Origin of the sequence: Dyadobacter pollutisoli (assembly GCF_026625565.1) — a bacterium.
Taxonomy (GTDB): Bacteria; Bacteroidota; Bacteroidia; order Cytophagales; family Spirosomataceae; genus Dyadobacter; species Dyadobacter pollutisoli.
Genome location: NZ_CP112998.1, coordinates 4,253,746 through 4,274,300 on the forward strand (window position 1 = coordinate 4,253,746; position 20,555 = coordinate 4,274,300).

Consider the following 20,555-nt stretch of genomic DNA (forward strand, 5'->3'; position numbering starts at 1 on the left):
AGCCGAAAGCCGAAGTCTCTAAGATATGAAACTGACACTAATTGGTGCAGGTCCGGGTGATCCGGACCTGATCACTTTGAAAGGGATCAAAGCTTTGAAAAAAGCGAAGGTCGTGCTCTACGACTCCCTTGCCCATCCCTCACTTTTGGATTACTGCCCGGACGATTGCGTTAAAATCCTTGTCGGAAAACGATTTGGAAAAACCAGTTGCGGACAGGATGATATCAACGAACTCATCGTTGAAAAAGCACGTCAATACGGCGAGGTGGTACGGCTGAAAGGCGGCGACTCGTTTATTTTCGGACGTGGCTATGAAGAAATCATGTTCGCCGTAGAGCACGGCATTGAGTCAGAAGTGATCCCAGGCATTTCCAGCAGCTATGCGGTACCTGCCCTGGCCGGCATTCCACTAACATCCAGAGGTGTAAGCGAAAGTTTCTGGGTCATTACAGGCACTACCAAAGAACATCAGTTATCCAAAGACCTATATCTGGCAGCGCAGTCTTCCGCTACAGTCGTGATTTTAATGGGGCTGCACAAACTGGAAGAGATCGTTGCGATGTATTCCGGGTTGAATAAAATGGATGAGCCTATCACGATTATCCAAAATGGCACGCTGGAAAACCAGAAACTGGTAACCGGCAAGATCAGCAACATTGTACCGCTCTCGAAAGTAAGTGAAATGGCTTCACCTGCAATCATTGTGATTGGCAAAGTGGCAGCCCTACCCGATCTTTCTTATGAAAAAGTGCAGGAAATGATGCAGAAGCAAACCGGCGTGAATGGATTTGCAGATTAGAGCAGGCCTAGGATCCAGTGCAGGTCAATGATATTTCCCTTGCCTTTGAACTCCAAAAAATAGATAATTCCAGCTAACACTACGTAGCTGATAAATAACCATTTCTTCTTCATTTCGTATTGATCGTGGTGATGGAAATAGTCGTAAACCATCGAAGCAGTAAATCCAAAGATCATTAATACGAAAGATAACAATCCACAATCCTGGCGGTAATGCAGGTACGGATGCAAAGCGGGAGCGCCAAGTACCAGATACATGAGCCACATTCCAAATCCCACCCGGTACAGGTACATGCTCAGGCGGCGGTCGTTCTTGATGTCAAATAATCCTTCCAACACGTTCTTACGTCAATGTTTTGAAACAGTGAATCTAACAAAAATCAAAATGAAATGCTAACATTTTACAAACACATAATATATGTGTATTTTTGTTAAATTTTTATAAATGAAACATAGTATTGTGCAAATCCTGTTCTCAGGATTGAATCAAATTTCCCGCCTCTCCTGGAAGAATGCCTTTAGACTTTCCGATTTCCTTTGCTGGACGCTTTTCAGTGTGTTTGGATACCGCAAAAAAGTGATATGGCAAAACCTAAAAAACAGCTTTCCCGAAAAAAGTGATGCGGAGCTGCATTGCATTGCCAAAGCCTTTCACCTCCATTTTACCGACTTGATCGTCGAGACCATTAAATTTCGGACGGCCAGTCCTGAATGCGTCCGCGAGCGGTTGCAGGGCGACATTAGCGTCATGGATGACTTTTATGACAGTAATACCAACATCATCTATTTAATGGGGCACCGTGGGAACTGGGAACTAGCCAATTTATTCTCCTCCCTTTGTTTTACACACGAATGCATCGTAGTATACAGGCCGCTTCAAAATCTGGCTTCTGACCAATGGTTTATGGATTTGAGAACACGTTTCGGGGCTAAACTTGTGCCCATGGACGGCATTTTCAAAGAACTTCAAAAAACGCGCGAAAAACCGTATGTGGTCGTACTGGCCAACGATCAGTCACCGAACCCGAAAACGGCGTTCTGGACGCACTTTTTACACCAGGATACAGGCGTTTTCCGTGGAGTGGAAACCATCGCCCGGCGATATAACCTTACAGTGTTATATGCTGATTTTGCCAAGGTAGCGGATAAACGCGGATTTTACCATGTCGAGATCTCCACCATCACCAATACACCCAAGGAGATCCGGAATAACGAAATACTGGAAAAGCAGATCCGTATACTCGAACAGAACATTAATATGCAGCCGCACAATTGGCTGTGGAGCCATCGCCGCTGGAAACATAAAAGGCCTGAATGCCTTAAACCGGAACAGACATTGATATAGATGTAGTCTTCAGGAACTATTTCCTTTGCATACTTGGTTTCTTTTTGCAAAGAAATTTACTCGATGAAGACTCTTCCGACCCGACTTCTCCTGGTTATCCTAACAGCAATTTCGAGGCTTTCGTGGAAAAAACTGTATAAGCTTTCAGACCTGTTTCGCTTCCTTATATTTGATCTGGGACATTACCGGAGAAATGTGATCCTTTCCAATCTTCGCAACAGTTTCCCCACTTACAACTCCAATACCATTGAATCGATAGCCCGTGATTACTACCGGAATTTCACGGACATCGTTTTCGAGACCATTAAATTAAGATCAATTTCCAAGGCTGACCTGTTGAACAGATTTGACTTGGAAATGCCGATTCTGGACTACTATTGCAGAAAACAGCAGAGTGTGGTGGTACTCGCCGGGCATTTGGGAAACTGGGAAATGCTTAACTTGTTTGCTTCTGCCAAATTATCCTACCAAATTGTGGTCGTATATCACGAACTCGCCAATGATATCTTCGAAGACTGGTTCAAAAAAGTGCGGACGAGGTTCGGTACTGAAATGGTACCAATGAATGAAGCGATGAGCCGCGCACTGGCACCAAGCGAGAAACCGTTTCTGTTCGTATTGATAAACGACCAGTCGCCAGTCCCGGAAAAAGCATACTGGACCCGGTTCCTGAATCAGGATACCGGAATTTTCAGAGGTGGTGAGCTGATCGCAAAAAGACTGAATGCGCCCGTTTTATATATGGGCATACTAAGAGATGAACTTAAAAGAGGTTTTTATAAGGCCTATTTTAAACTGATAACTGAGAATCCAAAACAAGAACCCGCTAATCGTATTCTGCAAAGCCAGATCGAATACCTGGAAGAAGACATTAAACGGCAACCTGATAACTGGCTGTGGAGCCACCGTCGCTGGAAGCATACCCGGCCGCAGCACCTCCTGCCTTATCAGAAACGTGAAGAAATAAAAAGTGAATAAACCAGTCAAATTCTTAATCCTGCGTTTTTCTTCCATTGGCGACATCGTGCTGACGACGCCGGTGGTCAGGTGCCTGAAACAACAAATGCCGGAAGCTGAAATTCACTATTTTACCAAAAGCAAGTTCGAGTTTCTTCTGAAAGACAATCCATATATAGATAAGGTATGGCTGCTAGAGAAGAATACGGCCGAGTTGCTTTCCATTCTCAAAAAAGAAAAATTCGATTACATCATTGACCTGCACAGGAATATCCGCACGCTACGGATCAAACTGACGCTCGGCGTACCATCATTCAGTTTTGAAAAGCTGAATATGCAGAAGTTTCTCCTGACGCAGTTTAAGGTCAATTACCTGCCCGACGTACACATTGCAGATCGCTGCATGGACACGCTGAAATCGCTTGGGATCACCAATGATGACAAGGGCCTCGACTATTTCATTCCATACAAAGACAATGTAGAGCTCACCTGGCTGCCTCAGACTCATCAAAACGGCTATGTGGCCTATGCGATCGGTGGGCAGCATGGTACCAAGAAGCTCCCTGTGCCAAGAATGATCGAACTCTGCAGGAAAATCAATTACCCGATTATTCTCCTGGGTGGAAAAGAAGACTTCGATGCCGGAGAAGAAGTTCGGACAGCATTGGGCGGTACATTGGTACTGAATTCCTGCGGACAATACAGTTTCAATCAGTCCGCGTCGCTGATCCAGAAGTCATTGATTGTCTTTTCGCACGATACCGGCCTGATGCACGTTGCGGCCGCATTCAAGAAGAAAGTTTACTCCATCTGGGGCAACACGGTACCCGCTTTTGGAATGTATCCCTACAAAACTGCATTTGAAATTCTCGAAAACAAAAACCTGGAATGCCGCCCGTGCTCCAAAATCGGGTACAAGGAATGTCCCAAAAAGCATTTCAAATGTATGAATGACATCTCGTTTGACTTTCTCATTAAAGAACTACCACTGGAAAATTAGTGTTGCTTCTCCTACTATATAAAAGGTTAATCCACAATCTCTGATCAATGACAAAAAAGGTAAACATAGGTCTGGTACAAATGAGCTGTACCGATGATGTTGATGCTAATTTTCAAAAAGCCGTTGTTAAAATCCGTGAAGCTGCGCAGAAAGGCGCAAATGTGATCTGTCTTCAGGAGCTTTTCAAGTCGCTATATTTTTGTGATGTTGAGGACCATGGCAATTTTGCTCTCGCCGAGGTCATTCCCGGGCCTACCACTGATTCACTGGGCGCACTGGCCAAAGAGCTGGGCGTGGTGATCATTGCCTCACTTTTTGAGAAAAGGGCACACGGCCTTTATCACAATACAACCGCCGTCCTCGACGCAGACGGTACTTACCTTGGCAAATACCGCAAAATGCACATCCCGGATGATCCCGGTTACTACGAAAAATTCTACTTCACGCCGGGTGATGCGCCCGTGGGTGACTACCAGGAGCAAGGTGATACGACAGGCTACCGGATATTTGAAACAAAATTTGCCAAAATCGGCGTGCTGATATGCTGGGACCAATGGTACCCGGAGGCTGCTAGAATTACCAGTTTGATGGGTGCAGAAATATTGTTTTACCCGACCGCCATCGGTTGGGATACGAATGAGCAGGACCCATTGATCAATGAGGAGCAGTATGGTGCCTGGCAAACTATTCAGCGCGGCCATGCGGTTGCGAATGGCGTGTATGTAGTATCCGTTAACCGTGTGGGACGTGAGGCCGAGCAACAGTTCTGGGGCGGTTCTTTTATCGCTAATCCGCAGGGAAGGCTACTTTACCTGGCTCCGCACGATGAGGAAGTGACGCATGTAGAGGAACTTGACCTGCAAAAGTTAGATTTTTACAGGACTACCTGGCCTTTCCTGAGAGACCGGAGAATTGACTCTTACAAGCCGATCTTGAAGCGATACATTGACTAGCGTTTCAAACAAAATATAAATATTCTTATTTTTCAACAAAAAAGGACTCGCTCAGCGGTGTCCTTTTTTGTTTTTTGACAATTGACCGAAATTAGGTTTAAAAATCATCATATGTAACCTATATTTTATTTAAAATTGATTTTTTAAGTATATAAATATCTCAATTTTAGACAATTAATTGCAATACTTCGAAAAACAAGTCTATACACCCCATAGAGATTTTGCAGAAACAGGAAATTTGAAACTAATTATAAAATTATTACCAAAACGTTTTATAATAATTCCAAATGACCAATTATTATTGCAAAAAACTTCAATTTTTAGATTTATTCTCTTGCATTTTTTGACATTGTCAGTATATTTGAAATGTCATTAAACGAATGACCGAACTTCTAATCCGATGATATATTCCAGCCGCACATGAATATATCTGACTGTATTGGGAGGAACATTCCAAAAACCTGAGAGCTCGTCTTACGATCTTTCGGCAAGTTCCGCCTCAATACAATATAATTTTTTTAATACAAGTTTCTCGAAACCGTGGACAAACATTTTTGTCGATGTTTGGTGTTTTTGTCCAGACTGAAACTTCGATCACTGTTTGTCCTCGATTAAAGAGGGTATTGCTTTCCGGAAAAGCAGTTTTGCAAGCTTATGGCTGTGTTGTTATGTCCACGCGAAAGTGTGTGCGGCGCACGGCAACGTGGACACCACACAGCCATAACTTTTTCTTCTCATATACACCTAACAACAATTTAACCCTAATTCCCCATGCGTAAAATTCTACTCTTATTATTATGGGTCTGCCTATGTTCTCCGCTCGCTTTCGCGCAAGTGCGTCAGCTAAGCGGCAAGATATTGGCTGCCGAAGATGGCATTGGATTAGCTGGAGCTTCTGTTATTTATAAGGGTACCAATGTAGGTACGAATGCAGACGCGGACGGAAAATTTAGTTTTTCAGTGCCAGGCGATGGCGTTCTGGTTATTTCATACGTTGGATTTTTGATCAAAGAGGTAGCCATTGGCAACCAAACTCAGTTTGACATCAAATTAGATGCTGATACGCGACAACTTGCGGAAGTGGTAGTGACCGCTTTCGGTATTGAGCGGGAGAAAAAAGCATTAGGATATACAGTTCAGGAAGTAAAAGGAAGCGCATTAACGGAATCACGTTCTACCAACGTAGCCAATGCATTGTCTGGTAAAATCGCAGGTGTGAGAGTACAGGCTAACGGTGGCCCGGGTAGTGGCTCCACCATCCAGATCAGGGGCTCATCTTCTGTTTCGGGAAACAACCAGCCATTGATCGTTATTGACGGTGTACCTATGGAACAAACTGCCAGCAAAACACTCGGAGGAGGAATTTCGGAGGTCAACCCTGACAACATTAAAGAAATGTCTGTTCTGAAAGGACCTAACGCAGCAGCGCTTTACGGATCGCGTGCTGCCAATGGTGTTATCCTGATCACCACTAAAAACGGTCAGGGCACAAAAGGACTTGGCGTTGAAATCAACTCTAATATTACATTCGAACGTCCCTGGATCAAGCCGAATTTCCAAAACACATATGGTGGTGGAAACGGTTACAGGACCTGGTATAATGACGGATGGAGTTCATCCATTACCGACGCTGCGCAGATCGCACAATACAGGGCGGTTTACGATGCAAGATATCCGCTTGCCGGATCAGCAGGAACAGATGAAAGCTGGGGAGCTCCAATGGACGGGCGTCTGGTGAGACAGTGGTGGACTGGTGACGATGTTGCACCACTGACTCCTCAGCCTAACAACTGGGACGAATACTGGAATACCGGCCGTACAATCACCAATAGCGTTGCGCTTTCAGGTGGTAACGACAAAGGCTATTTCCGTTTGGGGCTAAGCCGTGTGGACCAGAAAGGAATCATGTACTACAATGATTTCCACCGTAACAACTTCCGCATTAACTCGGGATACAACCTTACCAAAAATATCAGCGTAACCTTATCGGGTGAATATATCAAGTCAGGCTCTGACAACCGCAGCTACTCAGGCGGACAGGAATTTATCTGGTCACACCGCCATGTTTCATGGGATCAATTACGTGATTATGAAAGCTACATGGACGTGCACAATCAAAAAGTGGGCGATACAGATCCACCAAACTGGCAGCACACTTTCTTCACCAACCCGTATTTCTCGCAAAAAAGATTGCCGTCTGGTAACGAAAAAGACCGCCTGCTTGGAAACATTGCTCTGAACTACAAAATCCTTCCATCATTAACCCTGATGCTGCGTAGCGGAACTGACTATTGGAGCGATACCCGTATCAATGTAACTAACTTCCTTCGTGTCCGTAACGGTACACGTACCCCAGGACGCTTTAACGAAGAGGTCTTGCGCAGCCAGGAAACGAACTCAGACTTCATGCTGACCTACAATAAGAACATCACCAGCGACTTCGGTCTCAACATTCAGGTGGGTGGTATCCAGCGTAAGAACTATTACAAGAGAAATTACTTTGCTGTTGGTGAGCTTGTTGTGGACGGTCTTTACAATGCAGGAAACTCCGTCCCTAGCGCCAATACCATCGAAAGTTTGATCCAGAAATCGGAAACGCAGAGCTTGTTCGGAACCGCCAACTTCTCATGGAGAAACGCATTGTTCCTTGACCTGACCGCCAGAAACGACTGGTCGAGCACATTGCCGTCCAATGCAAGATCTTATTTCTACCCTTCTGCTTCTGTAAGTGCGGTGGTGACTGAATTGCTGGATCTGAAAAGCAATGTTCTTTCGTTCGGTAAAATTCGCGCCAGCTATGCACAGGTAGGTAATGATGCGCTTCCTTATCAGCTTGCACAGACATTCGTGTCCAGCGGATCATGGAACGGATCGGTTCCCAAATTTGCCGAAAACATTCAGATCGCAAACTCTAACCTGAAACCTGAGATCACAACCGGTCTTGAAGTAGGTGCTGATGTTCGTTTCTTAAAAGGTAAAATCGGTTTGGATGTTACCTACTACGACCAAACTACAAAAGATCAGATCCTGGGCGTGGAGATCTCCAAAGCGAGCGGCTACAATACACGTATCCTGAATGCCGGTAAAATCACTAACAAGGGGATTGAGGTTACGATCTCGGGTACGCCAATAAAGCTATCCAATGGGTTCAGCTGGGATGTGTCTTTGAACTATGCCCGTAACCGCAACAAGGTAGTTGAACTGGCAGAAGGCCTGACCACCTACACGCTGGCTACGCAAAGAGGTATGTCTTCCGAAGCACGTGTTGGAGAAGCATACGGAACATTTTACGGCGTAGGCTTCCAAAAATCACCTGACGGACAGGTTGTTTACGGTGCAAATGGGTTGCCTGTGACGGTTTCTAACCAAAAATTGGGCAATGTTCAGCCAGACTTTATCGGCGGCATGCTAAACACATTGAACTTCAAAGGATTCTCATTGAGCGCACTGGTTGACGTTCGCATCGGCGGGGACATTTACGACGAAGGAACTGGTACTGCCCGCTGGACAGGCCAATATGCAGAAACTGCATTGGGCCGCGAAGAAGGTGTAATCGGAAAAGGTGTTCGTGAAATGACAGCTGCTGACGGAACCAAATCTTTTGTTCCCAATGACATTATCGTTACTGCCAACCAGCTGTACGGTTACAGCAATCCACGTAACTACCACGAGTCTGCGATTTTCGATGCGAGCTACGTGAAGCTTCGTGAATTGTCACTGGGTTACAGCTTCGCTCCTTCATTCCTGAAAAGAATCAAAATTCAGTCCGCTAAACTTTCAGTTGTAGGACGTAACGTGTGGATGATCTTCAAAAACACACCGCATATCGATCCTGAAATTGATGCAAAAGGAGGAAACTCACAAGGATTCGGTTACGGAGAACTTCCAAGTTCACGCAGCGTAGGTATGAACCTCTCGTTGTCATTCTGATCCAGCTAACCTAATTAACGGACCTTAAAGAACTTCGAAATGAAAAAGATATTTAATCATAAAACCGTTTGGATGACAGCTTTGGCGGGGATTCTGACTGCAACCAGCTGTACCAAAGATTTTGATGAAATGAATACGAGTCCAAACAGCCCGACGGCTATCGGACCGCAATACCTTCTTCCAACAGGAATAGAAACGGCGATCGACCGCTACTGGGGACACCGGACCCGTTTCGAGCGTATCAACATTGATGCCGCTGAACTGTATGTACAGCACCTGACCCGGAATATTTATTCCAATGAAGGTGACGACTACACAGTTTCCCCTGCACTGGTAGCCAACAACTGGAAAGGCTTCTACAACGATTCGCAGCTCAATTTTCAGCGCATTATCCTGCAAACCGGCGAAGGCTCTGCAACTCCTAACAGCAACTACGAAGGTGTAGCATTGGTGATGCGTACCTGGGTGTTCTCACTGCTTACTGATATGTATGGCGCGATTCCTTACACGGAGGCCATCAAAGGAACCGCTGATGCGCCTATTTACACGCCAAAGTATGATCCAATGGATGTGGTATACGCAGGTATGCTGAACGACCTTAAAATGGCCAACGAAAAACTGGTCGTAGGCGGCCCGTCCATCGCAGGAGACATTCTTTACTCAGGTGACATTTTGAAATGGAAAAAATTTGCGAACTCACTGCGCCTGCGTCTTGCGAATCGTCAGGCTGCTAAGAAATCTGCCGAATCAAAAGCGATTATGGCTGAGATACTCGCCGATGCTACTAAGTTCCCGATTTTCACCAGCAATGCAGACAATGCACAACTGAATTGTACCACCGTACTTCCAAGCAATAACGAATGGAACCAGGTGATGAAGCAGGACGGACGGACTGACTGGAATATCAGCAAAACGCTGGCCGACAAAATGAATGCACTGGACGACAGCCGCATCACGGTTTTCGCCAATGCGAATAAGGACGGCAAATACGAAGGACACGCGAACGGGCTTCCTGACGCCATTGCAACTTCCTATCTGGCTACCAGCGCAACTATTGGAAATGCATTCACCAAGCCGGATGCTCCGGAAGTGATCATGACTTTCGCAGAATTGAACTTCATTCTCGCAGAGGCCGCATTGGACGGTGACATCACAGTCGGAACTGCCAAAACCTACTTTGAAACTGGCGTCGCAGCATCTTTTGCACAATACGGCTTAACGCCTTCGGCTTCGTTCCTGACGAAACTTGGCGCGGTAACCCGTGAAAAAGTATTGGAACAAAAATGGGTCTCACTTTTCGCTCAGGGTGTTGAAGCCTGGATCGAATGGCGCAGAACGGGGTTACCTGTATTCCCTGCTCCGGACCCACGTGCGGTATTGCAGAATGGCGGTATCCTCCCAACCCGTTTCCCTTATCCTAACTCGGAGTATTCGCTGAATGCTGATGCTGTAAAAGCAGGAGAAGGACTGAATGGTGGCCCTAATGATATGAAAACCAAGTTGTGGTGGGCTGAAAAGTAGTGGTCGCAATCCTTTCAATTTTATCTAAGAATCCGAGATTATGAAAAATATCAAAACATACTTTCCCGCACTCTGCCTGGCGCTTACCCTGTCTCTGGGACTAGCCTCCTGCAAAGAAGAAGATCCGTTTTTGGACAATAATGTTGCGCCTGTTTTGGTGGATATCGTCGGGGCCGCTTTTGGTGCCCCTATCGCCAGCGAACCAACCGTGGCTTACAAAGCTACCGATACGAAGCTCACACTTTCGGCCAGGCTGCTGGAACTGGACAAGACCAATATTCTTGACCATACCAAAGGCATTGATTCGATTCCGGTACCTAATATTTCGATCAAAATCACGCTGCGTACAGGTACTGTTCTTGGCGAGGTAACATCGAATGCACAAGGACTTGTAACGATTGACAAAACCTGGGCAGAACTGGGTATCGCCGCACCAAAAGCGGGATCGATCAGCAAGATTTCATGGACAGGCAGTTACAAGGGAATTGCTTTCACAAGATTTTCGCAAGTACAAGCTAACTAGTTGAAAAACAGGTCGACTATTTGCAATAGTTGACCTGTTTATTTGTAAATTGTATCTAGACTTTACCCAATAATACTTATCGTCACGTACTTACTAAACATTTGAACAATGAATCAAAAAATTGACCGTCGGAATCTGTTAAAATCCGGTTTAATGGCAATCGGAGGTATGACCTTAGCACCGCATTTGAGCATGGGAGCTTTCTCAAACTCACCGTTACCATTAGATCCTGAAAGCCGCATTTACCGCAGCCCAATGGTAAGAGAACATTTCTTACCTGCTGATTTCAAAGCTCCTAAAATCATAGCAAAACTGAATGCTAACGAAAACCCATACGGACCTCCAATGTCTGCTCAAAAAGCAGTAGCTGACTCTGTGAAAAACGGTAACCGTTATGCATGGAAAGAAATGTATGACCTGATTGATAAAATTGCCAAAAAAGAAGGTGTAAGCGCTGACCACATTATGATGGGACCAGGTTCATCGGATCTTTTGGAAAAAGTTGCTTTGGTTACATTCATGAAAGGCAAAGGAAACATCGTTTCTGCTGATCCTTGCTACATGTCGCTGGTGCAGGTTGCGAAATCTGTTGGTGCTACCTGGAAGCCCGTTCCATGTACTGCCGACTGGTCGCATGACTTGAAAGCAATGGAAGCTGCGATCGACAGCGAAACCAAATTGGTTTACGTTTGTAACCCTAACAACCCAACCGGCGCTATCACAAAAGGACAGGACCTTCTGGATTTCTGCTCACGCGTTTCGGAAAAAGTACCTGTGTTTGTTGACGAAGCTTACATTGAACTAGCTGTTGGCGCTGACACTCAGAGCATGGTTTCTCTGCTTACTCAGAAGAAAAACGTGATCGTTGCCCGTACTTTCTCTAAAATCATGGGAATGGCTGGTATCCGTGTAGGTTATATGGTGGCCCTTCCATCCTACCTGGAAAGCATCAATCAGATCACCCGCGGTGGAATGGGTATCTCTTATACTTCTATCTTCGCGGCATCTGCCAGTCTTGACGACAAAGATTTTCAAGGCACAACACGTAAACTGAACCACGAAGCGAAACTATACCTTTACGAAAACCTGGACAAAATGGGTTACAAATACATCCCGTCCTACACCAATTTCGTACTATTCCCGATCAGTATCACAGGTAAGGAGTTACTTACTAAAATGACTGCCAAGGGTGTAGCTGTACGCTCATTTGATATCATGAACAAGCCATGGTGCCGCGTGAGTATCGGTACAATGGACGAAATGAAAGCGTTCGTAGGTGCACTGGGCCAGCTGAGCTGATTTTTACAGTTTGTCATTAGTTGTCATTAATGGTCATTTATAGTCATAAGTTGTCAACCCTTGACAATAAATGACTATAAGTGACTACAAATGACCAACCTGACAATGTCTGACTGCTATCCGACAACCCATTTTCACTCCTATTAATAAAATTCCCGGAAGTACTGCCCTCTTTAACATCTTCACGATACCCATTGACCATTCAAATTTTTTTTGATTATGAGTGATGCATTGCAAAAAACCATAACACTATTACTATTGATTTCTCTGGGTCTGCTTCTCAAAAGCAAGTTCAAGAGCAAGGATCAGACAAACGGCATCAAGGAAATCATTTTATCCGTTGCATTGCCGTCCACGATCTTTATCTCTCTGATGAAGATTGATATAGACTCCTCCATGATCATTATCCCACTGGTGACCCTGGTTTTTAACTTTTTAATGTTCTTTTCCGCACCGCTTGCCTTTGCATTATTTGGGATTGAAAAAAACAGTCCGACCGGCAGAACATTGATGATGCTGATCCCATCCCTTGCCCCTGGCTTGTCCTGTTTTCCATTTATTGCTGAGTTTTTGGGTGAGAAAAGTCTTGCTATCGCAGCCCTTGCGGACGTAGGTAACAAGTTTTTTGTGCTCATCTCATTGTACATTCTCGCAATGAATATGTTCCTTAAAAACAGCGATGACAAAGAGACCAAGATGGGCGGAAAGCTGAAAAGCCTTTTTGCCAGCATGTTCCAGGAACCCATTAACATACTGATTTTCCTTGCGATCATTCTCCTCAGCCTAGGCATCAATTATAAAACGCTCCCGTCGGTGGTAACCGATCTTTTTGATAAGACCAGCGCCATGATGACTCCTTTGGTTTTGCTTTTTATCGGACTGGCTGTGCAGCTGAAGGAGGGGAAAAAGCGTATTGTTGCTAGTATACTTTTCTTCCGTGCAGGCATCACAATGCTGATCAGCGCTGGAATGATATATGTACTGAATATCAATGATTTGTCAATGATGTTACTAGCCATTGTAATTCCTTTGAGTGCTGCAAGTTTCTGGCCGCTGGCTCATATTTCAGCGTTTAACCTCAGAGAAGACGCAAAAGCATTGCCGAAAGAAAAGAGAACATTTGACCTGGAACTGGCCGTGTTGCTGCTGGCATTTTCATTGCCATTCTCGACGATCCTGATCCTGGCGATACTTTCCTCTGGTTCCTTTTTTGCACATACCTCCACTTTGGTAACTGCGGGATTGATACTAATTTCGCTGGGCGCTTTGCCAAATGCTTTGAGTAAGGTTTTTGTAAAAATGTCCAAAGCATGATTTTGAAGAATAAACAACCATTTATGCATAAGATCGTCATCACTTCTTTTCTTTCCTTTTTTTCATTGAATTTACTGGCCCAGTCGGAAAGCGCTCCTGATGCGAACATTAAATCGGAAGCAACGATCAAGGTCTCCAAGAAGCAGAAACGATATAAATATTTCTCGGGAACCGCGCCAGTAACCATGGCCGACGGAAGTGTAAAACCGATTGCAGAAGTGAGGGTTGGCGAGCACGTCAAAACCTGCAAGGATGGCAAAAGCACCAGCACGCAGGTAAAGCAGATCGACATTTACAATCAGCCTAACTCGACACTGACAGCCATCTACCTGCGCCCTGCCGAAAACGAAAAACCTCATGCACAAACCATGGTGCCGGCACTCCTCCTGGAAGCAACACCCCACCACCTCGTGCAGACCAAGCGAGGTAAAAAAAGGATGAACAGGCTGTCAAAAAGAGACATTCTTTATCATTATGAACCTTCAACCGGTATTGTTTCGTCCTGGAAAGTGGGTGCGGTAAAGGAAAATGCAAGGAGGATTAACAAAGCCTACAATCTCGAAACCGAAGAAGGCACCTACCTCATTGATAATGTAATGGTGGCCAATAACTGATTTCATATATACTCAACATTCTTCATAGCCCCGTTGCCGGGGCTATTTTTATGTCTTGCCTTTGCCATTCATTACAGCAGGGAAATTGGCTTCCAGGAAAACCTTTACGACCTTTGCATCCTGATCATGATAATGAATACAAAAAATCGTAATTGTGCCTGATATTAACACTTCATTGACCCCGAAAGAACTGGGTTATACATTTCCTGCCGAATGGTTTCCTCACCGCGCTACCTGGCTCACATTCCCGCACAATGACGCTTCCTGGCAAGGTGACCGGCTAGCGAAGATGCGGCCGCAGTATCTTGCTTTCATCAAGGCGATCAGCCAGGGTGAAAATGTAGGGATCATTGCCAATGATGAAAACCTGAAACAATTCATCACGCAGGAGCTTATCCGTACCGGTGTAGATCTTGCGAAAATTGAATTTGTAATAAAACCAACCAATGACGCCTGGTGCCGCGATCACGGGCCTTCATTTGTCATTAATCCCGAAACCCGCCAGAAAATGATCGTGGACTGGGGGCATAATGCGTGGGGCGGAAAATATCCGCCTTATGACGACGATAACAGAACTCCTCAGGCGATAGCCAATTATTTGAATATCCCTGTCGTGATGCCGGGCATTATAATGGAAGGCGGCGCCGTGGAATTCAATGGGGCAGGTTCATTGCTCACAAGCAAATCCTGCTTGCTGAATGTCAACCGCAACCCACATTTGAATCAGGGGCAGATTGAAGAATATTTGTGCAATTACTACGGGATTGAGCAGGTGCTTTGGGTGGAGGGCGGCATAGTAGGCGATGATACCGACGGGCATATCGACGACACGACCCGTTTTATCAATGAAGATACAGTCATTGCCTGTGTGGAAAGTGATCGTAACGACGAGAATTTTGAAATCCTGCAAACCAACCTGGATATGCTGAAAGCCATGAGGCTGGTCAACGGAAAGCAGCTCAATATCATCGAAATACCGATGCCCAAAGCTGTGGTGATCGATGATTTCCGGACGCCGGGCTCTTACGCCAATTTCCTGATCTGCAATGCCGCGGTGATCGTGCCGGTATTCAATAACCCTAATGACGAAATCGCCATTGACATTCTGGAAAAAGCCTTTCCGGGCCGTCAGATTATTCCATTATTGGCGACGGAGATTATCTGGGGACAGGGGAGTTTTCACTGCCTGAGCCAGCAGGAGCCGCTGATTTAGGTAAAAGTTGTCCCGGACTGAATCCGGGGCCATTTTTGCTTAAATATTCCGAAATAGCCGGTCTATCCTACTCTCCCAAACTCTCCCAATCCTGCCGCTCATGCAGGAATACATTATAATCCACAAAACCTCTGATACCATCCGCCCAGCCTTTCTCGCTATGCTGCCAGAAAAGCACATGCGCATCCGAGGCGAGATCGTCCAGGTGCGTACGGGAGTACCCGGCGAGCCAGAGCGGGTAGTCGTCAAAATTGCCAGCAATGTATTTTTTATAAAAATGCTCGTTCACATATATGATCGGCTTCACGCCGTAATGCGCTTCAATAAGTACCAGCCAGTTCCGCACACCTTTGACAATAATTTCGTTCGGCTTCCGTGCGTCGGTTTCCAGGTCCAGTACCGGTGGTAAATCTCCCGGCTCCATTCTCACCTGGCCGATAAAATTTTGCACTTGCCGATCGGACATCACCCGTGGATTATAAAAATGGTATGCACCGCGCCTCATCCCTACCCTCTTGGCTTCACTCCAGTTTCTTTTGAACTGCCTGTCAAGATGCGTGGCACCCTCCGTAGCTTTAATGTATACAAAGTCAATACCAACATTGTCAGAACGCGTACTTTTGAGCTTGTCCCAATTGATCTTTGCATTGTGGTGTGAAACGTCAATACCGTGAACTGCGTAGCGCAGGGGCAGCTTGATACCGAACTTGCTGATGAATTCCCATTGGTTTTCGTCCTTAGTGTCACTCCACCAAATCAGGCCGCCAATGACTATAATCACCGCCGCAATAATTGCCCAGCCTTTTGCAGGAAGTGGTTTGAGGTAACTGGGTTTGCCCGCAAGCGAGCGTACTTTCTTTTTTGCCATACAGCGCAAAAGTACAAAAGATCGGTATTGGAAGTGATGGTGATGCCGATTGTATGCCCGAAGCCGACGCTTGAAAACTCCTATCTTGCTAAATCACAACTTTGTTCTTAATTTACATTAAAAAAAATATGCAATCCATTCTCATTAACCCTAAGAATAAGGAAGAACTAAGACTTCTTTCAGACTTGTTGGCGAAAATGAATATTAATTCTAAGGTTCTTTCAGAAGAAGAGCTGGAAGATATGGGGCTAGCGGTGTTAATGCGTGACACCGACCGTAGCCAAAAGGTATCCCGCCAGGAAATTATGCAAAAGTTGGAAAGTCATTGAAGGTTGAGTTTCTGAGAAAATTCTCCAAAGATTTGGATGATCTCAAAAAACCTTCTGTCAAACTTGCATTAATTACCCTCATCCAATCCTTGGAAGACGCGGATTCTCTCTCAGAAGTAAGTCAAATCAAAAAATTAAAAGGCTTTTCCAACGCCTACCGGATTCGTATCGGTGACTACCGCGTTGGCATATTCGTCGAAAACGATGTAATTGAATTCGCCAGAATTGCCCATCGAAAGGACATTTACAACATTTTCCTTAATTTTTCCGGCCATAACATAGCCGCTCCCAGTATTAAACCATTCATTCCAAAATTTTGCCATTCATGTACTTTGTATAACATAGTACCTAGTATAGCATATATATTTGTCATGTTCAATCAGAACAACAACTGCCAACCTTTAAAAAACATACAGCCATGAAAACTTTCATAAAAGCAATCGCATTAACAGCAGTTCTTACTGCATCTTTCGCCTTCAATACTTTTGCAGACGACAAAGAGTCTAAAAAAGTAAACGGTTTCGCTACCGGGATTTTTGTTTCAAAAACAGGCCGTATTCACGTCAGCGTCGACAAGTATACCAATGCCAATACCGTCATTTTACTGTCGGACATTAAAGGAAACGTGATATACCGCGAAGTAGTCGGCAAAAAAATCGATAAGTTCAGAAAAGCAATGGATGTAAGCGACCTACCGCTTGGAAGTTACACATTGGAGATTTCAAGCAACGGTGAAAAAATTACCAAAGCATTTGAACTGACCGAAAAACAAACCGAGCGCGAGATTACCATCAAGTAACTGCTTAATTGCAAAAAAGGAGACATTGCGCTGACCTGCAATGTCTCCTTTTTTATGTCCTGTCGCTAAAATGGTCTATATAACCACGTTAACTATACGTTTCGGAACCACGATCACCTTCCTGGCCGGGTTACCTTCCATCCATCGCTGAACGGTTTCATTCGCGAGCACTTCTTTTTCAATTTCCGAAGCAGGTGTATCCAATGCAAATGACAACGAAGCCCTTACTTTTCCATTGATCTGGATCGGATATTCAAAGACTGCGTCCACCACATATTGTTGCTCCCATTTCGGGAAATCAGCTTTGGAAACCATTCCTTTTTCATTACCCAATGCATCCCAAAGTTCTTCCGAAATATGAGGCGCATAAGGTGAAAGCAATATGATCAGCTCCTGCAAAACCGCCCTGCTCTGGCATTTCAAACTTCCCAGTTCATTGACACAAACCATGAAAGCACTTACAGCCGTGTTGAATGAGAAGTGTTCAATGTCTTCCTCAATCTTCTTGATCGTCTTATGCAGTATTTTCAGCTCCTCCGGCTTTGCAGCAACATCCTTCACCATCCATTGCCCGGCGTCATTGTAAAACAACCGCCACAGCTTCCTGATAAAGCGATAAGTACCGTCGATTCCATTGGTATTCCATGGCTTTGCCTGATCCAATGGGCCTAAGAACATTTCGTACAACCGCAATGTATCCGCACCGTAACGTTCAACGATATCGTCTGGGTTCACTACATTAAACTTGGATTTGGACATTTTTTCCACTTCCACGCCGCATATATACTTCCCGTCTTCCAGGATAAATTCTGCATTTTCACCTGCAATGTCCGGTCGCGTTGCTTTGAACTTGGCAACATCCAGCACATCGTTCTCCACAATGTTAACGTCAACGTGCAATGCCGACACTTCATACTGCGACCGCAAACCTGCGCTTACGAAGACAGGTTTGCTATAATCGTCTCCTTTTACCCGGTACACAAAATTGCTGCGCCCCTGGATCATTCCCTGGTTGATCAGTTTCTTGAAAGGCTCTTCCTCGGGAACAAAGCCTCTGTCCTTCAAAAACTTGTTCCAAAAACGACTGTAAAGTAAATGTCCTGTCGCGTGTTCGGTGCCGCCGATGTACAAATCCACATCGCGCCAGTATTCGATCGCTTCCTTCGAAGCAAACTCACCCTCATTTTTAGGGTCCATATAGCGGTACCAGTACCAGCTGCTACCAGCCCAGCCCGGCATAGTGCTCAGCTCGTAACCATTCCCTGAGCCGTGCGCCCAATCCTGAGCCCGTCCTAACGGCGGCTCTCCGTTTTCAGTAGGCAAATATTTATCAACCTCAGGCAAATTCAGCGGCAACTCACTTTCCTCTAACAAATAAGGCAATGGCTGTCCGGTGCTGTCATTTTTATAATAAACCGGAACCGGCTCACCCCAATAACGCTGGCGGCTGAAAACCGCGTCACGCAACCGGTAATTGATCTTTCCTTTACCAATACCTTTTTCTTCCAACCATTGGATCAGCACCTTATTAGCCTCGTGGAATGTCAAACCATTGATCATTCCCGAATTGATATAATGTCCTTCCTTGGTAGCGTCCGCCTGGGTTTCAGTTTCTTTTTGAGAATCCAGGATCGGTATGATAGGCAAGTCAAAATGCTTTGCGAAGTTCCAGTCACGTTGATCACCTGATGGCACAGCCATCACAGCTCCTGTTCCGTAACCCGCCAAAACGTAGTCAGCAATGTAAACAGGTACTTTCTCGCCATTAAATGGATTAATAGCAAATGCACCCGTAAATGCTCCCGAAACCGTTTTCACATCCGACATCCGGTCACGCTCCGATTTTTTCTGCGTCATCGCAATGTATGCATCGATATCGGCACGTTGTTCAGGCGTGGTAATGACGTCCACAAGCTCATGCTCGGGCGCAATTACCATAAATGTAACCCCGTAAATCGTGTCCACGCGGGTGGTAAAAACTTCAATATTTCCTTCTTGTCCGTCAATGGCGAATTTCACCAGCGCACCGACCGATCTTCCGATCCAGTTGCGTTGCTGCTCCTTCAATGAGTCGGTCCATTCCACAGTATCCAACCCGTCCAGCAAACGTTGTGCATAGGCATTAATGCGCATCATCCACTGTCGCATCAGTTTTTGAATAACAGGAAAGCCGCCGCGTTCAGAAACACCGTCCTTCACTTCATCATTGGAAAGCACAGAGCCAAGGCCCGGGCACCAGTTGACGGTCGCATCAGCAACGTAGGTCAGCCGGTATTTCAATGTCAATTTATATTGCTCCTCTTCCGACCACGCATTCCATTCCTCGGCCGAAAAAACCGGGGTATCCTCGTCGCGGGGAGCATTGATTTTTTGATTTCCTTCTTTACTGAATTTGTCCGTCAGCGTATCGATGGATTCAGCTTTGTCCGTATCGTTGTTGTACCAGCTGTTGAACAATTCTGCAAAAATCCATTGCGTCCATTTGTAATATCCAGGATCCGACGTCCGCACTTCCCGGTTCCAGTCGTAGCTGAGGCCCAGGTTTTTTAACTGTTCAATGTAGCGGGTAATGTTTTGCTCGGTAGTAATAGCAGGGTGCTGGCCAGTCTGGATCGCGTACTGCTCGGCAGGCAAGCCAAAGCTGTCGAATCCCATTGGATGCAACACATTGAATCCCTTTAATCTTTTATAACGGGAATAAATATCCGAGGCAATGTATCCCAGCGGATGGCCAACATGCAGCCCTGCTCCCGAAGGATACGGAAACATATCCAACACATAATACTTCGGCAAAGCGGATTGGTTGGATACCTGGAAAGTACCGCTGCTCTGCCAGTAATCCTGCCACTTTTTTTCTATTTCCCGATGACTATATTCACTCATATCTTTTGTTCGTAACCCCGGTTTTATGTGTTCCGGCCCTTCATTTTTGTAAATCGACCGCAAAAATAGCTTTTTTTGATTGCATAAAGGTTATTCAACTCCACATTACCTATTTACGTTTTTTAAAACCGGTATTTTGTAGAAACAAATGCCCATTTAAACCGTTATCACTATCCTTTGAACACGGCATGGCTTTTGAATAGCAATGG

18 protein-coding genes are annotated in these 20,555 nt (G+C 45.3%); 15 read left to right on the plus strand and 3 right to left on the minus strand.

Translation table 11 applies throughout. The features are described 5' to 3' along the window. Positions 1 to 25 precede the first annotated feature (25 nt). Entirely contained in the window at positions 26 to 799 is a 774-nt protein-coding gene (gene cobA / locus ON006_RS17385; protein ID WP_244820643.1) for a uroporphyrinogen-III C-methyltransferase, read from the plus strand. On the opposite strand, the gene ON006_RS17390 is transcribed toward cobA, so the two are convergent. Beyond that, on the minus strand, positions 796 to 1,137 hold the full coding sequence (locus ON006_RS17390; protein WP_244820644.1) for a hypothetical protein: 342 nt from the start codon (positions 1,135 to 1,137) through the stop codon (positions 796 to 798). The genes cobA and ON006_RS17390 overlap by 4 nt on opposite strands. 106 nt (positions 1,138 to 1,243) lie before the next feature. Between ON006_RS17390 and ON006_RS17395 the strand changes: the two genes are divergently transcribed. The 11 genes from ON006_RS17395 (at position 1,244) to ON006_RS17445 (ending at position 15,467) form a co-directional block, all read left to right on the plus strand. Then, positions 1,244 to 2,143 carry a lysophospholipid acyltransferase family protein gene (locus ON006_RS17395; protein WP_244820645.1) on the plus strand — a complete coding sequence of 300 codons (900 nt, stop codon included), beginning with the start codon at positions 1,244 to 1,246 and terminating at the stop codon, positions 2,141 to 2,143. Between the two features lie 63 nt (positions 2,144 to 2,206). Beyond that, a complete protein-coding gene (locus ON006_RS17400; RefSeq protein WP_244820646.1) occupies positions 2,207 to 3,121 on the plus strand; it encodes a lysophospholipid acyltransferase family protein in 915 nt (304 codons plus the stop codon). Further along, a complete protein-coding gene (locus ON006_RS17405; protein WP_244820647.1) occupies positions 3,114 to 4,100 on the plus strand; it encodes a glycosyltransferase family 9 protein in 987 nt (328 codons plus the stop codon). Before ON006_RS17400 ends, ON006_RS17405 begins: the two co-directional genes overlap by 8 nt. A gap of 47 nt (positions 4,101 to 4,147) precedes the next feature. Beyond that, positions 4,148 to 5,053, plus strand: coding sequence for a carbon-nitrogen hydrolase (locus ON006_RS17410; protein WP_244820648.1), 906 nt, complete (start codon positions 4,148 to 4,150; stop codon positions 5,051 to 5,053). Between the two features lie 771 nt (positions 5,054 to 5,824). Next, positions 5,825 to 8,983, plus strand: a complete 3,159-nt coding sequence (locus tag ON006_RS17415) for a SusC/RagA family TonB-linked outer membrane protein (protein ID WP_244820649.1) — start codon at positions 5,825 to 5,827, stop codon at positions 8,981 to 8,983. Positions 8,984 to 9,022: 39 nt separating this feature from the next. Further along, the gene (locus tag ON006_RS17420) at positions 9,023 to 10,504 is read left to right on the plus strand and encodes a SusD/RagB family nutrient-binding outer membrane lipoprotein (RefSeq protein ID WP_244820650.1); all 1,482 of its coding nucleotides are present in this window, start codon (positions 9,023 to 9,025) and stop codon (positions 10,502 to 10,504) included. Between the two features lie 40 nt (positions 10,505 to 10,544). Beyond that, a complete protein-coding gene (locus ON006_RS17425; RefSeq protein WP_244820651.1) occupies positions 10,545 to 11,027 on the plus strand; it encodes a hypothetical protein in 483 nt (160 codons plus the stop codon). A 108-nt stretch (positions 11,028 to 11,135) separates the two neighbouring features. Beyond that, positions 11,136 to 12,326, plus strand: coding sequence for a pyridoxal phosphate-dependent aminotransferase (locus ON006_RS17430; RefSeq protein ID WP_244820652.1), 1,191 nt, complete (start codon positions 11,136 to 11,138; stop codon positions 12,324 to 12,326). A gap of 219 nt (positions 12,327 to 12,545) precedes the next feature. Beyond that, positions 12,546 to 13,640 carry an AEC family transporter gene (locus ON006_RS17435; protein WP_244820653.1) on the plus strand — a complete coding sequence of 365 codons (1,095 nt, stop codon included), beginning with the start codon at positions 12,546 to 12,548 and terminating at the stop codon, positions 13,638 to 13,640. A gap of 23 nt (positions 13,641 to 13,663) precedes the next feature. After that, positions 13,664 to 14,254: a Hint domain-containing protein gene (locus ON006_RS17440; RefSeq protein WP_244820654.1), complete on the plus strand. Its 591-nt coding sequence runs from the start codon at positions 13,664 to 13,666 to the stop codon at positions 14,252 to 14,254. A 154-nt stretch (positions 14,255 to 14,408) separates the two neighbouring features. Further along, positions 14,409 to 15,467 carry an agmatine deiminase family protein gene (locus ON006_RS17445; RefSeq protein WP_244820655.1) on the plus strand — a complete coding sequence of 353 codons (1,059 nt, stop codon included), beginning with the start codon at positions 14,409 to 14,411 and terminating at the stop codon, positions 15,465 to 15,467. A gap of 67 nt (positions 15,468 to 15,534) precedes the next feature. Here ON006_RS17445 and ON006_RS17450 read toward each other — a convergent pair whose 3' ends face one another. Further along, positions 15,535 to 16,335 carry a glycoside hydrolase family 25 protein gene (locus tag ON006_RS17450; protein WP_244820656.1) on the minus strand — a complete coding sequence of 267 codons (801 nt, stop codon included), beginning with the start codon at positions 16,333 to 16,335 and terminating at the stop codon, positions 15,535 to 15,537. A gap of 128 nt (positions 16,336 to 16,463) precedes the next feature. Here ON006_RS17450 and ON006_RS17455 point away from each other — a divergent pair, with 128 nt between their 5' ends. From ON006_RS17455 to ON006_RS17465, 3 genes are read left to right on the plus strand one after another with little or no spacing between them, the layout of a single operon-like run. Then, the gene (locus ON006_RS17455; RefSeq protein ID WP_244820657.1) at positions 16,464 to 16,664 is read left to right on the plus strand and encodes a hypothetical protein; all 201 of its coding nucleotides are present in this window, start codon (positions 16,464 to 16,466) and stop codon (positions 16,662 to 16,664) included. A 32-nt stretch (positions 16,665 to 16,696) separates the two neighbouring features. Then, a complete protein-coding gene (locus tag ON006_RS17460; RefSeq protein WP_244820658.1) occupies positions 16,697 to 17,086 on the plus strand; it encodes a type II toxin-antitoxin system RelE family toxin in 390 nt (129 codons plus the stop codon). Beyond that, entirely contained in the window at positions 17,083 to 17,463 is a 381-nt protein-coding gene (locus tag ON006_RS17465; RefSeq protein ID WP_244820659.1) for a T9SS type A sorting domain-containing protein, read from the plus strand. Before ON006_RS17460 ends, ON006_RS17465 begins: the two co-directional genes overlap by 4 nt. A 75-nt stretch (positions 17,464 to 17,538) precedes the next feature. Here the strand turns inward: ON006_RS17465 and leuS are convergent, their stop codons facing one another. After that, positions 17,539 to 20,346 (minus strand): leucine--tRNA ligase, encoded by a 2,808-nt coding sequence (leuS, locus tag ON006_RS17470; RefSeq protein ID WP_244820660.1) that lies wholly within the window; start codon positions 20,344 to 20,346, stop codon positions 17,539 to 17,541. Positions 20,347 to 20,555 lie beyond the last annotated feature (209 nt).